The following is a 17,696-nucleotide window of genomic DNA, read 5'->3' on the forward strand; positions in this document are numbered from 1 at the left end:
GGGTCCGGGGGCAGAGCCCCCGGGGTCGGGAACGGGAAGGGGCGGCGGGGGCGCAAGAAACGCCGCAGCTCACCCGAGGTCGTAGGACCGAAGCCCGACCCAGGTCCGTCCAAAACTCGCTGGGCGCGCCCCTCACCGATCCGTAGGCTCGCCATGATGCCCACGACACGTGCAACCGCCGCAGACCGCCCCGCACAGCGCAGCGCCGTACGCACCCTGCTCCGCCTGTGGCCCTACGTGAGACCCGTACGCGCACGCGTGTTCACGGCCGCCTTCGTAGCGATCGTGGCGTCCTGCCTGGGCCTGGTGATCCCGCTCGTCCTGAAGTGGATGGTGGACGGCCCGGTCGCCCACCGGGACCCCGCCGGGGTATGGCTGGGGGCGCTGTACCTGCTGCTGCTCGGCGTCACGGAGGCCCTGCTGTTCGGGACGCGGCGCTGGCTGGTCGCGCGCCCGCTGTCGCGCGTCGAGGCGGAGATGCGGGCGGATCTCTACCGGCATCTCCAGCGGCTGCCGGTGGCGTTCCACGACCGCTGGCCCTCGGGCCAGCTGCTGTCCCGGGCGACGACCGATCTGATGCTGCTGCGTATGTTCCTCGCCTTTCCGCTGACGTTCCTGCTGGTCAACGGGGTGACGATCCTGGTCGGCGTGGTGATCATGCTGCTGCAGGACTGGACGCTCGGGCTGGTGATCCTGGGGCCGGGTGTGCCGGTGGTCGTGCTGTGCGTGATCTTCGAGGAGCGGTACGCGAACGTGGCGCGGCTGGCCCAGGACCAGGTGGGCGATCTGACGACGGTCGTCGAGGAGAGCGTGCTCGGCATCCGCATCATCAAGGGGTTCGGAAGGCACCGCAGCCAGGCGCGGGCGTTCCGCGAGCTGTCGGGCACGTTGCGCGGCACGGAGCTGCGCAAGGCGCGGCTGCTGGCGTGGATCTGGGCGGTGATCGTGACACTGCCCGAGGTGGCCATCGGGGCGGCGCTGGTGCTGGGGAGTGTGCAGGTCGCGCACGGCGGGCTGTCCGCGGGCACGCTGGTCGCCTTCCTGACGACGGCGCTGGCGCTGCGCTGGCCGGTGGAGGCGATGGGCTTCCTGCTGGCGATGAGCCAGGAGGCCGCGACGGCCACCGAACGGTACTTCGAGGTGATGGACGCGGAGCCGGAGGAAGCGGGGGCCACGGAAGGTGCCGAGGCCCCGGGCGAGGACGGGCTGCACTTCCACGGTGTGCGGTTCCGCTACCCCGACGCCCCGCCCGGTTCGCGTCCCGTCCTGGACGGCATCGACCTGCACATCCGCCCGGGCGAGTCCATGGCCCTGGTCGGTGCGACCGGCAGCGGCAAGACGACACTGACGGCGCTGGTCCCCCGGCTGCACGAGGTGACCTCGGGCCGGATCACCCTGGACGGCACCGACATCAGCGCCATGACGCGGGCGGAGCTGCGCTCTCTGGTCTCCATGGCCTTCGAGGAGCCGACCCTGTTCTCGGCGACCGTCGGGGAGAACGTCCTGATGGGCGCGGGGGACGCCGCGGGGGACGCCGAGCTGAACCGGGCGCTGGGCGTGGCGCAGGCCGACTTCGCGCACGCGCTGCCCGAGGGCACGCAGACCCAGGTCGGCGAGCAGGGACTGAGTCTGTCGGGCGGTCAGCGGCAGCGGCTGGCGCTGGCGCGGGCGGTGGTCGGACGGCCCCGGTTCCTGGTCCTGGACGATCCGCTGTCCGCCCTGGACGTGCACACAGAGGCCGCGGTGGAGGCCGCCCTGCGCCGGGTGCTCGCGGACACCACGGCCCTGATCGTGGCCCACCGCCCCTCCACGGTCCTGCTGGCCGACCGGGTCGCGCTGCTGTCGGACGGCCGTATCACCGCGGTCGGCACCCACCACGACCTGCTACGCACGAACCCCGAGTACGCCCACCTGATGTCGGGAACGGAAGACACCCCACAGGACCACCCACAGGACACCCGGCAGGACGACCCGCACGACCCGCAGCCCACCCGGCAGGCCACCCCGCAGGACGAGCCGCAGCACGACCCGCAGGAGGTCCGCCGATGACGGCGCCCACCACGTCCGTCTCCGACCGCGACGAGCCGAATGACCGCGACGACCGCGACGACTGGGCCGACGGGGCAGACGCGGCGGACGGCCTCCCCGACCCGGACGACACCGCGGGCGACCCCTTCGACCGGGACGTCCTGCCCACCCGCCCCGGCGCCACCGCCACCCTGCTGCGCTCACTGCTGCGTCCGCTGCGGGCCCGGGTCGCGCTGTCCGTCGTCCTGCTGCTGCTCCAGCAGGCCGCCGCACAGCTGGGACCCCTGCTGGTGGCGTACGCCATCGACAGTGCCGTACCGGCGCTGCGCGACCACGGCGACCGGGGGCCGCTGATCGCGGTGGGCGCCGGATATCTGCTGTGCGCGCTGGCCTCCGGGGTGTTCCAGTACGCGTTCATCGGGGCGTCCGCGCGGGTCAGCCAGGATGTGCTGCTGGATCTGCGCGGCCGTATCTTCCGGCACGCGCAGGCGCTCAGCGTCGACTTCCACGAGCGTTACACCTCGGGCCGGCTGATCTCCCGCTCCACCACGGACGTGGAGTCGCTGCGCGAACTGCTCGGCGAGGGGCTCCAGGAACTGGTCGTGGTGATCCTCTCCTTCTTCTACATCTCGGCGCTGCTGCTGTGGCTGGACCTCGGTCTCGGCGCGGTCGCGGTGCTGTCGCTCGGGCCGCTGTATCTGTTCGTACGGCGCTACCGGCGACGCGCGGGCGAGGTGTTCACCTTGCGGTCGACGGCGATCGCGCGGGTGATCGTGAAGTTCGTCGAGACGATGAACGGCATCCGCCCGGTGCGCGCGTTCCGCCGCGAGGCGGCGAACGACGCGGACTTCCGGGTCCTCAACCGCAGGCTCGAGCGCACCAACGGCGACGCGCTCCTGGAGATGGCGAACTACGTCGTCGCATCCAGGGTCCTGGCCAACGCGACGGTCGCGGTGGCCGTGCTGTGGGGCGCCTACCGGGTGGCGGACGGCTCGCTGGAGCTGGGTGTGCTGGCGGCGGCGGTGCTGTACCTGCGGCGGCTGTACGACCCCATCGACCGGCTGGCGATGTTCCTCAACTCCTACCAGTCGGCGGCGGCATCGCTGGAGAAGATCGCGGGGCTGCTGGCGCAGACGCCGTCCGTGCCGGAGCCCGCGAAGCCCCGGCCGCTCCCCGCGCCGGTGTCCGAACTCCCGGGCCGCGAGGTCGTGTTCGACGGGGTGCGGTTCGCGTACCGCACCGGTGGCGAGGTACTGCCCCGCTTCGATCTGACGCTGCCCGCCGGGCAGACGGTCGCGGTGGTCGGGGCGACCGGCGCGGGCAAGTCCACGCTGGCGAAGCTGCTGGCCCGCTTCTACGACCCCACCGAGGGCCGGGTGCTGCTCGACGGGGTGGACCTGCGCGATCTGGCGGTGCCCGAACTGCGGCGCGGGGTGGTGATGGTGACGCAGGAGGCGTTCCTGTTCTCCGGGACCGTCGCCGAGAACATCGCCATCGGCCGCCCGGACGCGGGCCGCGCGGAGATCGAGGCGGCGGCGAAGGCCATCGGCGCCCACGAGTTCATCACCGCGCTGCCCGACGGCTATGACACCGACGTCCGCAAGCGGGGCGGCCGTATCTCCGCCGGGCAGCGGCAACTGGTCGCGTTCGCCAGGGCGTTGCTGGCCGATCCGGCGGTGCTGATCCTCGACGAGGCGACCAGTTCGCTGGACGTCCCCGGGGAGCGGGCCGTGCAGCACGCGATGGCGACGGTGCTGCGGGGCCGTACGGCGGTGGTGATCGCGCACCGGCTGTCGACCGTGGCGATCGCCGACCGGGTGCTGGTGATGGAGCACGGCCGGATCGTGGAGGACGGCGAACCGGCCGCCCTGATCGCCGGCACGGGCCGCTTCTCCGCGCTGCACCGGGCCTGGCGGGACAGTCTCGCCTGACGGCTCAGAGGAGGTATTCGTCGTCGTCGGTGGTCTTGCGCTTCCGGTTGGCCATCGTTTCCCAGAAGGCGTGCAACTCCCTGACGGGGATGCTCACCCATGGCGCGGTGTGCCTGCTGACGGCCGGCAGACGCCAGCGGAAGCGGCTGTGCAGGAGCGCCTGCTGCTGCCGGCAGAACAGCTCTTCCACCTCCGTCTGTGCCTTTCCGGCCTTGGGGGGATAGGGGCACAGACGGAACTCGCACGGGGACAGGCAGGTGGTGCGGGATTCGTCCCTGTCGGCCTGGCCGACACTGCGTTCGGGGTGGAGCCGGCTGCGGTCGTGGGTGAGACAGTGCGGGAGGTCGTCCTTGTTGGCGAGGTTCAGACGTTCCTCGACATCGTCAGGGCTCCCGTTGCCCTCGGTGAGATTGACCATGACCAGTACGTCGGCGACAAGGCGTTGCGCTCGTGGGTGCAGGATGCTCCAGCCGACGGACGGGGCGATCCACAGGTTGTGCTTGCGGTAGCGCTCCGGATCGGCCGGGGTGGAACCCACATTGTCGACGGCTCCGTTCTCATCGATCCAGATGAACCGCTCGGGGTGTCCCGTCTCCAGGGCCAGGGTCACCAGATCGCCGGCTTCGGCGACAAACGGGTGGAGGACCTTTTCAGCACGGCGTTCGTGTCCGGCGCCGCCCGGGCCCGCAGTCTCGTGTGCGCTGCCCGCCATCGCGAGCCATCGGGTGACCGACCTCATGGGCTCCATGGGACCGCGGGATGCCACGTCGCCGTCCTTCGTGAGCTGGGTGGCCGGTGAGGTGGGACGGCGGCGGTGCCCGTTCGACGCGTTGGACCCGGTGGTGCGTCCGACGGTGTCGGGAAGCTCCCACAGGCACAGGGCATGGAGCAGACTCAACTGCGCGTACCAGTAGCGAGTGCAGGTGAGCATCTTCTCCGCCTGTTTCACCAGGTAGGCCCGGGCCTCTTCGTAGGCGTCCGGGTGCCGTTTCCGGCGGTTCGCCGCGTTCTTGAAGCCCTGCGCCAGAGCGTTTTCCAAGGAGAGCGGCATGAGCGGGTTCTGGCGGGCGGTCGGGGCGGTCAGGTTGTGCATCCAGAGGTTCAGCCGCTCCTTTGCCTCGTCACGGTACTTTTCGGAGACAGACCCGACGAACATGGGAACGAGCCAGGCCCGGAGGGCGAAGTGGCGCCACCATGCGGTGCGGCTCTGCTCGTACTCGTCCACGATCCGGTCATGCTGCCGCTGTCTCTTTTCCACTGCCTCCGGGTCGGCAACAGGGTTCGATTCTTGTTCATTGAGCCAGGCGGTGCAGTCATGGTCGAACTTCCGCTTGGCCGCACCGGTCTTCCCCAGGTACTGGGATATCGGATCGGCTCCGACGGGGAACTCCGTGCGCAGGTCCTGGAAGGCCGCGTCGCCACCGGCGGCTATCTGATGGGCGATCGCGATCCGGACAGGATGGGAGGACTCGCAGGTACCGATCCGGAAGAGGCGCATGTAGGGAAGGGACGGCTGCGCGGGCTCCTTGCCCAGGAGCGGACGATCCCTCCTGCTGCGGCGCTCCCGTTCACGCAGAGCGGCTCCGAAGCGCCGCACCAACCCCAGCTTCGCCTCCTCGGTGGTCCGCTGATCACCTCTGATGTCGAGGTCCGCCCATTGTTCTTCGAGCTGTTGGGCCAGCTTGTCCTGGATCGGCGCCGGATCGACGCAATCTATTTCCAGGGCTGCGGCGTACAGGTCGAAGTACTTTGCGTCGTACCGGTTCGCTGCGGCATTGCTGAGCAGCTCGGACAGTCTCAGCGACGTTCCATGACCGCTCCGGGCACTCCCTGCCCGGTGACGTGACAGCAGCACCAGAGCGATGAGCAGTTCCCGGGACGGGCCCGGGCTGTGAAGTGCCGGTTCGACGACCGCGGCGATCTCGTCGTCCCCCAGCTCCCGCAGCAGGCGATAGCCCAGATATGCCTGGAGGATGCTGTGCGGGAACCGAACCCTGTTCTCGCTGCCGTACACCAGCCCGAGGAGCTGTCCGTTGGCGATGGCTCGCGCCAACTCGGTACGGCACTCGTTGGGGTAATCCAGGGTGTTGAGCCAGGGCGCCGACCCGCCGATCTTCCGACTCAATACGCCCCATATCGCGTCGCGTTGTGTCGGGGAAACTGAAAGCCGAGTCCCATATTGATGGGCACTGCCCGGCGATTCCTCTTGATTGCCCTGAGAATGCCTGTGGTGACGAAGGTCCTCCACGTGTGCGCTGACGAAATCCTCGAACGTCACCTCGAGACTGTCCTGCAACAGTCCCAGACAGGCCAGCGCCGACAGGACCCACGTGGTCTCCCGGCGTTCCCCGCGGTCCATCACCAGCTTGTCGTATATGCGGCCGTCTTCGATGGCCTGACGGTAGGTGTTCAGAAGCCAGAGTCTGAGAGTGGAGCAGTCGTTGCTGCGGGTGTCCAGGCGGGCGCCTTCCTCGCGGAGTGTCAGGTGCTCCAGCAGCCCGCACCGCTGCAGCAGCCGGGCGATCCGCAGGTAGATCGGCGAGTCCGTGACCTCGGCGGTCTCCACCACCCAGTCGATGCGGCGCTCGTCCAGCTCACCGGATTCTCCTCTCAGATATTCGAGGGCCGCTTCCTCGTTCAACGGTTCCAGGTTGGCGATGACGGCCCGGGTGCCCTCCAGCGGTGTGTGCGGGCGCGAGGCGATGACCAAGGGCAGCTTCTGGCGATCCGCTCGGTCTATCGCCCGTCGGATGATGTTGTCGCGGTCCTCCTGGTACCTCTCGTCGAGGAGAGCCTCTTCCAGGCCGTCGGCGATGACGACAGCCTTGTCGTCGAGTCTGAGCTGCCGCCACGTCTTGTCGATGGCGCCGCCGGCAAGCAGTCCTTGGTTCGCTTCCTCCATGAAGCGGCGCCGCGCCATTTCCTCGAAGTCGAGTTCACCGTCGCCCTTCATGTCGCGCAGGTTGATGGGCACGGGAACGGCGGACTGCTCCGCCAGCATCCGAGTGAGTTCCACCAGAACGGCTGTCTTGCCGACGCCCACGCCACCGACGAGCAGATAAGGCTTTCGGGTGTTCCAGTCGCGAAGTGTCTGGACTATCACCTGGGACAGTTCGTGGCGTCCGACGATCCGGTTGACGAGGGTTCCAGCCGTGGGGACCAGATCATGTGGACGCGTACACGCCTTGGCAACGAGCGGCTTCTTGGTCTTGTGGTACCAGAAGAGAAGGAAAAATGCCAGTATCAGGGCGCCCATCAGAATAGGCTCCACGATGTCCGAGCCGGTCCTGAACCATTCGGTCTTGCGCATCTTATGGACCGATGAGCGGTGTGGAGCCCCGTTCACGGAATCATAAATGGCCATTCCCACCATAAAGAAAAGCAGAACCGCTCCGAGGAAGGCGAATGCCCGCAGCACGCGGCCCTGGGAGAGGTTCCAGCGGCGCCAACTACGATTGGGGACGATGCTCCTGTGCGCCTCTCGTCTGGTTCTGAACGTACGCCACCGCTTGCCCGTTGCCCCTGAGATCCGGGACCACCACCGTCTGGGATACAACGTGTACCAGGGAGCGTTCTGCGGCCTCCCCTTGCCTTCCGGGTGGCGGATGACCTTGGTGGGCATGAGGTTTCTTCCCTCCGCGGCGCACATGATTGGCGGGACATCGTACGTTCGCCGAGTTTCCGCGAATATCTGCCTGCACGTATGCCTCCATTTCCATGGAAACACCGGCGGGGAAGACCGCAACACGGCCGCCGCCGGGCAGCTGAGCTGACAACACGTGAAATTTACGATGTCCGCGCGCCCACGAAACGGGTTCTGATATACATTCAGGTCACCGGCGCGGTCCCAATCGGCGATCTTGGCGGTTTCCGCGTAGGGTGGATGACGCAGCTGTGGTCTGCGCGTCAGGCGTTACCGGCAGATACCAACACGCTGGTTGACCATCGAAGTTTCTAGTTTCTACGAACAATCTGCACTCACTTGCGCCGTCCATCCGGCTTGCTCGCGCCGGAATGCCGCGTATCCGTGGCGGCAGCCCATGGACAGCACTCGGTTCCAAGCCTTTCTCTGCACGTGACGCTCGCTCGTGACGCTCGTGACGCTCGTGACGCACGTGACGCACATGACCAGGACGCCGACCGCCGACTCGATCCGACAGATCCGCTCGGAAGATGACGGAGTTCAGCAATGTCCGAGTCCCCCACGCCCGACATGCGCGCCCGCACCAACCGTCCGGCCGACGCTTCCCGAGCGCGGGCGAGCGTCCAGACCTCCCTTGCCCCGGGAGCGGTCGATCTGCCGTCGCTCGCGCCGATCATGTTCACCTTCATGTTCCGGAACATCGCGAGCGACGGCTTCGTCTACAGCGATCCTCAGTCGCCGGGCGACGTTTCCCGTGACTCGAAGCCGGGTTGCATCATCGCCGCCCCGTCCTTCCCTGCCCTGACCCCCGGTATCGACGAGGACTACGTCTTCAACTGGGTGCGCGACGGGGCCATTACGGCGATGGAGGTGGCGCAGGCCGACCTGCCCGTGAGCCCGGGCGGGACGGTGCAGACGCTCAACGACTACGTGCAGTTCGCCGACCTCTGCCACTCCAGCGCCCAACCGCCGCTGACCAAAGGCCACGCCTGCTTCAACATCGCCGGCGACGCCCGCCCGTGGACCGAGCAGAACGACGGTCCGGCCCTGCAGACGATCACCGTTCTGGCCGCCTACGACCAGCTCGACCCCGTTGTCCAGAAGCGGGCGGTCGACCTGGTGAACGCGAACGTGGCCTACCTCCTCGACGTCTACGAGTACCCCACCACGAACCTGTGGGAGGAGCACACCGGGTTCAGCTTCTTCGCCCGCGCCGCCCAGTTGCGCTGCTTCGAGGAGATCCAGGCCTCGACCGTCGCCGGCATCGACAAGCCGGCCGGGCTGCAGCCCGCCGTCGACTGGCTGCGCCAGGCGCTCGCGGGCCACTGGGACGGAAACACGTACGTGAGCATGCTGGCCGACCCGGGTCCCGGGGGCCGGCCCTCGCCGCAGAATCCCGTCGTCAGTGGATACGACCCGAACATCGACATCGTCCAGGCGGCCCTCTACGGCGCTGTTCCCGTCGTCGACACCAAGCTGCTGGCCACGGCGGCCCAGCTGCGCTCGCAGTGGGAAGAGGGCGGCATCGCCTTCTACCCGATCAACAAGTCGGACAGGGAACAGTTCGGCATCGGGCCGATGTTCGGCCGCTACCCGGGCGACGTCTACGACGGTGACACGGCGCACCCGATGCTCGGCGGCCACCCCTGGGCCCTCTCCACATGCAACGCTGCCGAGCTGCACTACAAGCTGGCCGCCGAGATCAGGTCGAGCGGCAGAGTTCCCGTGGACGACCTGTCCGCGCCCTTCTTCGCCCAGTCCGGCGTCGACGCGTCGGCGGCCCCCGCGGTGGCCGCCGCGGCCCTGAAGGCCACCGGTGACGCCATGGTGATGGCCGTCGTCTACCACAGCGATCATCTGGAGCTCTCCGAGCAGTTCGACGGCACCACCGGCTACCAGCGCAGTGTCCGCAATCTGACGTGGAGCTACGCCGCCTACCTGTCCGCCATGCGAGCCCGGGCCGCCGTGTGACCGTGGCCGACCGACTCGAAGCCGACCGCCACACCGAAACCCGGCCGCCGCGCCGGTCCCGGCTGCGCCTGGCAGAGAAGGAGTGACTGCCTCATGTACGAGAAGTTCCCCAGGGGGGCGGCGAAGCACACCGGCACCCATGCGGCCGAGGTCGTCTACGACGCCGTCATCGTCGGCGGCGGGATCTCCGGCGCCATCATCGCCTCGCGGCTGAGCGCGGCCGGCAAGACGGTGCTGATCCTCGAAGCGGGCCCGGCCGAGGACCTGAGCCTGAGACGCTACGAGGACTACCTCGACCGGTTCTACTCGGCCATCAGCAAGGACAACCAGGCCCCCTACCCGGTCGTCTCCAACGCCCCGATGCCCCGCGGCACCGACGTACGGCGTATCACCCCGGGTGCGCCCGACGCCTCCGCCTACCTCGTCCAGAGCGGGCCCTTCGCCACGGACACCACCTATACGCGGGTCCTCGGCGGCACCACCATGCACTGGGAGGGCAAGACGCTGCGGATGCTGCCCGAGGACTTCCGGATGCGGACGCTCTACGGCGAGGGGGCCGACTGGCCGCTCACCTACGAGGACCTCGCCCCGTACTACAACGAGGCCGAGCGCGAGATCGGTGTCTCCGCCGACGTGGAGGACCAGGCCTACCTGGGGATCACCTTCGACGAGGACTACGTGTACCCCATGAAGGGACTGCCCCTGTCCTATCTGGACCAGATGGTCGCCAAGGACGTCGACGGGATGCCGGTCGAACTCGACGGGGAGCAGCGGGAGCTGCGGGTCCGGCCGTTCCCGCAGGGCCGGAACGGGATACCGAACCCGGACTACGACGGCGGGAAGGGCTATGTGCCGCAAGGGGCGGTGAGCACGTACCAGGTCGAGGTCGGCGAGCGGTGCCAGGGCAACAACAACTGTGTGCCCATCTGCCCGGTGCAGGCCAAGTACAACGCCGGCAAGACCCTCGCTGTGGCGCTGAGGAGCGGCCGGGTCGACATGGTGGCCCAGGCGGTGGCCCACAAGGTGCACATCGACGAGGACACGCACCGGGTGACCGAGATCGAGTACCGCCGCTACGAGCGCCCCGACAGCACGGCCTTCACCACCAGGAGAGCCCGCGGCCGGCTGTTCATCCTGGCCGCCAACGCGGTGGAGAACCCCCGGCTGATGCTGGCCTCCGGTCTGCACGGTTCGAGCGGCCTGATGGGGCGGAACTTCATGGACCACGCCTATCTGCTGGCGTGGAGCCTGCTGCCGGAGGTGGCCGGCACCTTCCGTGGCACGAACTGCACGGGCGGCATCACCGATCTGCGCGGGGGCCGCTTCCGCAGCCGTCAGGCGGCGTTCGGCGTCGACATCCACAACGACGGCTGGGGCTGGGCCCGGGGCGCGCCGATGACCGACCTGATGGACCTGGTGGACTCCGGTGGCCGCTACGGCGATTCCCTCCGTCAGGGTCTGGTGGACCGGGTGTCCCGCCAGCTTCAGCTCGCGTTCATGGTCGAGGTCCCCGCCGACCCGAGCAACCGGGTCACCGTGATCCCGGACTTCACCGACCGGCTGGGGAACATGCGGCCCGTCCTCACCTACGACATCCCCGAGTACACGATGCGGGGGGTGGCGTACGCCCGGCAGCTGTCGAAACGGATCTTCGCCCGCCTGGGGGCCGAGGACCACACCCAATACGACCCGAACTTCTGGGGCTACGCCGTCCACGACGGCGAGGGGTACGAGATCCGCGGGGGCAACCATCTCGCCGGAACCCATGTGATGGGCAGTGACCCGTCGGCCTCGGTGGTCGACGCGGATCAGCGGTGCTGGGACCACGAGAACCTCTATCTGGTCGGCGGGGGAAGCATGCCGACCGTGGGCACGTCGAACGTGACGCTCACCATCGCCGCCCTGTGCCTGCGCAGCGTCCGGGCCATGCTGGCCCAGCTCGACTCCGACACCGCACCGATCGAGATCACCTCGACCGGCGCCGCAACAGCGCCGACTTCAGGGGAGGTAGCCCGGTGAACGAAACGACCATCGAGAACCGCGACGACCTGGTCCGCTATCTGGACGCGGCGATGGCGCTCGAGCACGCGACCATCCCCCCGTACCTGACCGCGTACTACTCCATACGCTCCACCACCAACTCCGATGCCGCCCACATCATCCGGGTGGCCGTGGTGGAGGAGATGCTGCACCTGACCCTCGTCGCCAACGTCCTGAACGCCATCGGCGGGAAGCCCGACCTGACGGTCCCCGGCTTCGTGCCGTCGTATCCGGCCTATCTGCCCGACGGGGAGGACGACTTCACGGTCGATCTGCGGTCCTTCTCCCCCGAGGCGGTGGAGACGTTCTGCAAGATCGAGCGGCCGGCCAAGGCCCCCAGTGCCGAAGTGCGGCTGATACAGGAACCGGATGACAGGGCTCCGCTCCTGGTCTCCAGCCCCACGGCCGAGGGAATGCGCTTCTACAGCATCGGTGAGTTCTATGAGGAGATCATCGAAGGGCTGGAGAAGGTGGCGGAGGACGACCCCACACTCTTCTGCGGGGATCCGGCCCAGCAGGTGGGGCCCGAGTACTTCTACTCCGCCGGCGGGGACATCAGCGTCGTCTCCGACCTGGACTCGGCCCAGCGCGCGCTGCACTTCATCGCCGCCCAGGGCGAGGGCCTCGATTCGGGTATATGGGACGCGGAAGGGGAACTGGCCCACTACTACCGGTTCCGACAGCTCCAGCTCGGGCGCTACTACCAGGCGGGCGACGGCCCTGATTCGCCCTCGGGAGCTCCGCTGAGCATCTCCTGGGACGATGTCTACGACGTGAAGGTGAGCGCCAAGCTGGCCGATTACCCGGCGGGATCAGAACTCGCCCGTGTCGCCCGGGACTTCAACGCCGACTACGCTGCCTTCCTCGCCCTGCTCACCAAGGCGTTCGACGGACAGCCGGACCTCCTGCAGGACGCCGTCGTCGAGATGTTCCGCCTGCGCGACGAGTTCAGCCGGCTGATACGCAACCCCCTGCCGGGCAGCGGCGGCCTGCACGCCGCTCCCACCTTCGAGATTCCGGGCGCGGTCGGGTCCGACCCGCACGGCTCACCCGGTACTGACGAGACGACCCGGGCGGTGACGCCATGACCGTCCCGTCGTTCGACAAGTTCCTCCTGCTGTCGGTCGACCTCACCGCCTTCGAGGAGACCGATCTGCTCGGTACCGGCATGGCCCACCCCTATCTGGCGAAAGTGCGGGCCGCCTGCGGCGACGAGGTCGTCACCGACCTCCTGGACGCCCACCGGGCAGCCCGGGCCGACGCGGCGGGTGAGGCCGGAAGCCGTGCCCGGACCCCGCTCGACCGCGATCTGTTCGACCGGGCCCTGCGTCACCGGATCTTCAGCGACGACCGGCTCGGGCCGGTGGCCCGCACGGTGATCAAGCTCTGGTACTCGGGGATGTGGTACGCGCTGCCACCCGAGTGGACCGACCGCTACGGAGCCCATACGCCGGCACAGACCTCCACGATCGCCGCCGCCTCCTACCCGGAGGGGCTGCTGTGGCGGGCCATCGCGGCCAATCCTCCGGGTGCCAAGGCACCCGGGTACGGCTCCTGGGCCCAGCCACCTCGTATCGCGGACCGCTACCTCAAAGGGGCGACAAGATGACAGTCGTAGCCGAACGCCTCAGCCCGGACAAGGTGAAGCTCGGTGTGTGCTGCACCCTGTGGTGGAACGACGACTTCCCCACCATCGACGCCGGTATCTCCTTCGGCCAGGCCGTGAGCGAGATGGCGCTCGCGGGCTTCCAGGGCTGCAGCCTCGGGCACAAGTACCCGTCGGACGCGGCCGAGCTGAAGGCCACCCTCGATCTCCGCGGCCTCAGGGTGTCCGAGCCGTGGACGAGTACGTACTTCACGATCGACAGGATGCGGCAGAAGACGATCGCCGCTTTCGAGGAGACGCTGGCCCATATCAAGGCACTGGGCGGAAACGAGCTGGTCGTCGCCGAGTTCGGTGCGTCGTCGCATCTGCTTCCGGTGGACGTGTTCGCCAACCGCCCGGTCTTCACCGACGCCCAGTGGGACGCCCTGACGTCGGGCCTGGACAAGCTCGGCAAGATCGCCGACTCGGCCGGGATGAAGCTCAGTTATCACCACCACATGGGCACCGGCGTCATGACGCGGGCCGACATCGACCGGCTGATGGCCTCGACCGATCCGGACCTCGTCCACCTGCTGCTCGACACCGGCCACATGGCCTTCGCCGGCGAGGATCCGCTGGACGTGGCCCGGGCCTACGCCGATCGCATCGGCCATGTCCATATGAAGAGCGTCCGGCCCGAGGTGGTGAGCCGGGTGCGTGAGGAAGGCCTGTCGTTCCAGGAGGGCATCGAGCTCGGCGTCTTCACCGTGCCCGGGGACGGGGCGATCGACTTCCGGCCCATCCTCGACGTGCTGGCCGACGCGCATTACCAGGGGTGGCTGGTCGTGGAAGCCGAGCAGGACCCGAACAAGGCCGTCCCGCTCGAGTACGCCAAGAAGGCCCGCGCCTACCTCGCCGACGTTCTGGGGTGGTGACGATGAACGCAACACCTAGACGAGACGGACGAGACGTCTACTTCAGCTTCTTCATGTTCACGGCCGATCTGCGGCCACAGGACGCCCGGTACACCCAGACCTTGATCCATCACCTCGAAGTCCTGACCGACATGGGCTACGACGGCTTCGACGTGCATATCGCCGCCCAGCCCCCGACCGTCGATCACAAGGTCGAGGTCGACCACTACACGGGCCTCAAGAAGGCCTTCGAGAGGGCAGGCCTGGGGGACGTGAAGTTCACCACCAACGTCGGGACCACACGGACCTTCGACCCGACGTCGCCCTACGAGGAGCAGCGCGCACAGGCCCTGTCCTACCTCAAGTCACGCGTCGACATCACACGGGTCCTGGGCGGCGACTCGATCATGTCCGGGCCGTTCATCTACCCCTACGGGGTCTTCCCGGTCACGGACACCGGTGAGCCGATCTGGAGCGACGCCCTGCAGGACTGGATGAAGCCGCGCTACCACGCGGCGCGTTCCGTCTTCGAGGAGCTGCTGGAGTACGCCGCGGCGCGAGGGGTGAAGCTCGCCGTCGAGCCCGTCAAGAGCTGGGAGACACCGCCGCCCAACATGGTCTCGGAGGCACTGGACTTCCTCGAATGCCTCGAGCACCCGCAGGGCGGCGTGACGATCGACACGGCACAGGTCATGATGGAGAGTCAGGGGCCCTCGGTCTTCAAGGAGAACGTCGCGCGGGCGACACGACAGGACCGGCTGTACTACGTCCACCTGTCCGCACCCGACCGGGGCGCGGTGAAGGACAGCTGGATCCCGTGGGACATCATCTCGAACGTGATCGAGCCGGTGTTCCGCGGGCCGTACCTGATCGAAGTGTTCAACGCGATTCCGCCGTTCGACAGCTCCATGCGCATGGCGCGCCGGCGTTTCTGGCGGCCCGGCGAGGACGACCCGGTGCCCGGCGTGGACAGCGCCTACGACGTCGCGAGGGACGCGTTGGAGGAACTGCGGAAGCAGACCACATAACCGCGGGGAGGCTCGCATGCCGGCTCAGGTGTCAGATCACATCGCCATGGTCGTGAAGCAGACGGACGATGTCCGCATTCACACTTTCGTCGCGTCCTTCACACACAACAACATCGCGAACGCCACGCACATCATCGAAACCAGGAACCAGCTGGTTCTCGTCGACGCGCAGTTTCTCGCCCCCTACGCAAGGGCGTTCAGGGACTACGCGGACAGCCTGAACAAGCCGATCGAAAGGCTGTATCTCTCTCACCGGCACCCTGACCACTGGTTCGGTCTGGGGACCGGGTTCACCGACGTCGCGGTCTATGCGCTGTCCGAGACCATGGCCTTCATCCACGAGCACGGTGAAGAGTCGAGAAGTGACCACTGGAAACTCGGCGACCTCCTTCCGGAGCGCGTAGTCGTTCCCAAGAACGTCGCCAGTCCGGGTGAGGAGACGATCGACGGGGTCAGATATGTCTTCGATCGGGTGACGGACACCGAAATCGACTACGACCTCACCATCAGGCTTCCTGAGCTGGGGGTGTATTTCGCTCAGGACCTGATCTACAGCGGCACCCATCTGTACCTGACGAAACACATGGACCACTGGACTCGGGTGCTGCAGGACATGCTGGTGTCGGACTACGAGTTGTTCATGCCGGGCCATGGCCTGCCGGCTGACAAGAACGAAGTCGCCCGCAACATCGAGTACCTTTCTGCCGCTCGGCAGGCGATCGGTGACGGGCTGGCGGACGACGCCTTCAAGAATTTCATGCTGCAGCGGTATCCGGAACGCGGGTGCCCGGGGATCTTCGACATCTACATGCCCCGGCTGTTCGGCGGCGCGAGCGACTACTGACCACGGAGGTGTCCGACCATGAACGAGGGCTGCACTGTAGGACGGTACCTGGTAGACCGGCTCCGTCAAGTCGGACTGGAGCACCTGTTCACCATCGCGGGCGACTACTCGATAGAGTGGCTGAACCGGTACGTCGCGCCCGGCGGTATCAATATCGTCGAGGAAGTCAATGAGGTGAACGCCGGTTACGCGGCGGACGGATACGCCAGGATGAAGGGTATCGGCGCCCTCTGCGTCACCTACTCCGCAGGCGCCTTGTGTGCCGTGAACGCCGTTGCCGGTGCGTATGTCGAAAAGGTGCCGCTCGTGCTGATCAACGGCACACCGAGCATCAAGAAGACCCTCACCTTCGAGCAGACCGGCTTCAGTGCACATCACTTCATCACCGGTCGCGAAACGGATCTTCAGTCGTTCGAGCACCTGACGACAGCGGCCATACGGATCGACAATCCGGACCTCGCACCGGGGCTGATCGATTATGCCCTGACCCGGTGCATCAGTGAACGGCGCCCGATCTATATCGAGTTGCTCCAGGACATGGTCGATTTGGAATGCGAGCCGCCGAGGGGTGTTCTCGAGCCGACCAGGAAATTGTCGGACGAGACCAGCCTCCAACAGTCGGTCGCGCGTATCTCCGCACAGCTCGAGAGCGCCGAGAATCCGCTCATCTGGCTCGGCGTGGAGATCGACCGGAGCGGCCTTCAGGACAAGGCCATGACCCTGATCCGGCAACTGAACGTCCCGTTCGTCACGGAACTCCTGAGCAAGGCCGTCCTTTCCGAGGACGATCCGCTGTTCGCCGGCGTGTTCGACGGCCAGGCGTCCTCGAAGGCCGTGATGGATCTGGTCGACGCGTCCGACTTCGTCCTGGCCCTCGGTGTATGGCTGACCGACATCAACGCGCTGGGCTGGGACCCGGACTACGACAAGACCGCGTTCGCGTCGTTCGACGCGGTCAAGTTCGGCACCTACTTCGGCGGACAGGTCGCGCTGGAGCACCTGATCGACGGCATCCTGGCGGAAACGATCGCGCCCAAGACACCGAAACTGCCAGAAAAGCCGGCTCACACCGCGCCGACCGTGGACGAGGCCGATTTCATCACGTACCAGGGGTTCTACAACTACATCCAGCAGTACGTCGACAGAGACACCATCGTCAGCGCCGACGCGAGCATGAACTACTTCGGGAGCCTGCTGCTCGATGTGCCGAGCCCGGGAGGGTTCATCGTCCAGTCCTCCTACTCGTCGATCGGTTACAGCGCGCCGGCCGCGACGGGCATCTGCCTGGCCAAGCATCCCGACCAGAAGGTCATCGTCCTCTCCGGTGACGGCGGCTTCCAGATGACCGCCCAATGCCTTTCGACACAGACCCGGTTCGGGCTCGATCCGATCGTCTTCGTCATCGACAACGGCGTCTACGCCGTGGAGCAATGGCTCGCCGATGCGGCGGTGTTCCATTCCGCCGAGCCGTTCTACAGGCCGTGCCTGCTGCACCGGTGGAACTACAGCATGCTGGCGGACGTCTTCGGCTGCCAGGGGTGGGAAGTCAGCACGTACGGAGAGTTGGGGGACGCCATGAAGGGCGCGCTGGAGAACTCCGGCAGCCCGTCCCTCATCCAGGTACGAGTGCCTGAAAAGGCGATCCCCGACAATGCGAACTGGAAGGCCCACTAGCCGCATCAGCCGCATTAGCCGCACTGGCCGCTGCCACT

The 17,696-nt window shown here is 67.3% G+C and carries 11 protein-coding genes; 10 read left to right on the forward strand and 1 reads right to left on the reverse strand.

Annotation, left to right across the window (positions count from 1 at the left end):
• The first annotated feature begins 156 nt into the window (after window positions 1–156).
• A complete protein-coding gene (locus ACSYGN_RS12140; protein WP_460394758.1) occupies window positions 157–2,049 on the forward strand; it encodes an ABC transporter ATP-binding protein in 1,893 nt (630 codons plus the stop codon).
• On the forward strand, window positions 2,046–3,959 hold the full coding sequence (locus ACSYGN_RS12145; RefSeq protein WP_460394760.1) for an ABC transporter ATP-binding protein: 1,914 nt from the start codon (window positions 2,046–2,048) through the stop codon (window positions 3,957–3,959). Before ACSYGN_RS12140 ends, ACSYGN_RS12145 begins: the two co-directional genes overlap by 4 nt.
• A gap of 4 nt (window positions 3,960–3,963) precedes the next feature.
• Here the strand turns inward: ACSYGN_RS12145 and ACSYGN_RS12150 are convergent, their stop codons facing one another.
• Window positions 3,964–7,581: an ATP-binding protein gene (locus ACSYGN_RS12150; protein ID WP_460394762.1), complete on the reverse strand. Its 3,618-nt coding sequence runs from the start codon at window positions 7,579–7,581 to the stop codon at window positions 3,964–3,966.
• Window positions 7,582–8,148: 567 nt separating this feature from the next.
• Here ACSYGN_RS12150 and ACSYGN_RS12155 point away from each other — a divergent pair.
• The 8 genes from ACSYGN_RS12155 to ACSYGN_RS12190 all read left to right on the forward strand — a co-directional run bounded on the left by ACSYGN_RS12155 (window position 8,149) and on the right by ACSYGN_RS12190 (window position 17,658).
• A complete protein-coding gene (locus ACSYGN_RS12155; RefSeq protein WP_460394764.1) occupies window positions 8,149–9,573 on the forward strand; it encodes a glycoside hydrolase family 15 protein in 1,425 nt (474 codons plus the stop codon).
• A 93-nt stretch (window positions 9,574–9,666) separates the two neighbouring features.
• Window positions 9,667–11,592, forward strand: coding sequence for a GMC family oxidoreductase (locus ACSYGN_RS12160; protein WP_460394766.1), 1,926 nt, complete (start codon window positions 9,667–9,669; stop codon window positions 11,590–11,592).
• Window positions 11,589–12,701 (forward strand): ferritin-like domain-containing protein, encoded by a 1,113-nt coding sequence (locus ACSYGN_RS12165; protein ID WP_460394768.1) that lies wholly within the window; start codon window positions 11,589–11,591, stop codon window positions 12,699–12,701. Before ACSYGN_RS12160 ends, ACSYGN_RS12165 begins: the two co-directional genes overlap by 4 nt.
• On the forward strand, window positions 12,698–13,222 hold the full coding sequence (locus tag ACSYGN_RS12170) for a hypothetical protein (RefSeq protein ID WP_460394770.1): 525 nt from the start codon (window positions 12,698–12,700) through the stop codon (window positions 13,220–13,222). Before ACSYGN_RS12165 ends, ACSYGN_RS12170 begins: the two co-directional genes overlap by 4 nt.
• Window positions 13,219–14,133, forward strand: coding sequence for a myo-inosose-2 dehydratase (iolE, locus tag ACSYGN_RS12175; protein WP_460394772.1), 915 nt, complete (start codon window positions 13,219–13,221; stop codon window positions 14,131–14,133). The genes ACSYGN_RS12170 and iolE overlap by 4 nt, the downstream gene beginning before the upstream one ends.
• Before the next feature lie 2 nt (window positions 14,134–14,135).
• Window positions 14,136–15,140 (forward strand): sugar phosphate isomerase/epimerase family protein, encoded by a 1,005-nt coding sequence (locus tag ACSYGN_RS12180; protein WP_460394774.1) that lies wholly within the window; start codon window positions 14,136–14,138, stop codon window positions 15,138–15,140.
• Between the two features lie 16 nt (window positions 15,141–15,156).
• Window positions 15,157–15,984: an MBL fold metallo-hydrolase gene (locus ACSYGN_RS12185; protein ID WP_460394776.1), complete on the forward strand. Its 828-nt coding sequence runs from the start codon at window positions 15,157–15,159 to the stop codon at window positions 15,982–15,984.
• An 18-nt stretch (window positions 15,985–16,002) separates the two neighbouring features.
• Window positions 16,003–17,658 (forward strand): alpha-keto acid decarboxylase family protein, encoded by a 1,656-nt coding sequence (locus ACSYGN_RS12190; RefSeq protein ID WP_460394779.1) that lies wholly within the window; start codon window positions 16,003–16,005, stop codon window positions 17,656–17,658.
• The last annotated feature ends 38 nt before the right edge of the window (window positions 17,659–17,696 follow it).

The organism is Streptomyces sp. YIM S03343, assembly GCF_054729195.1.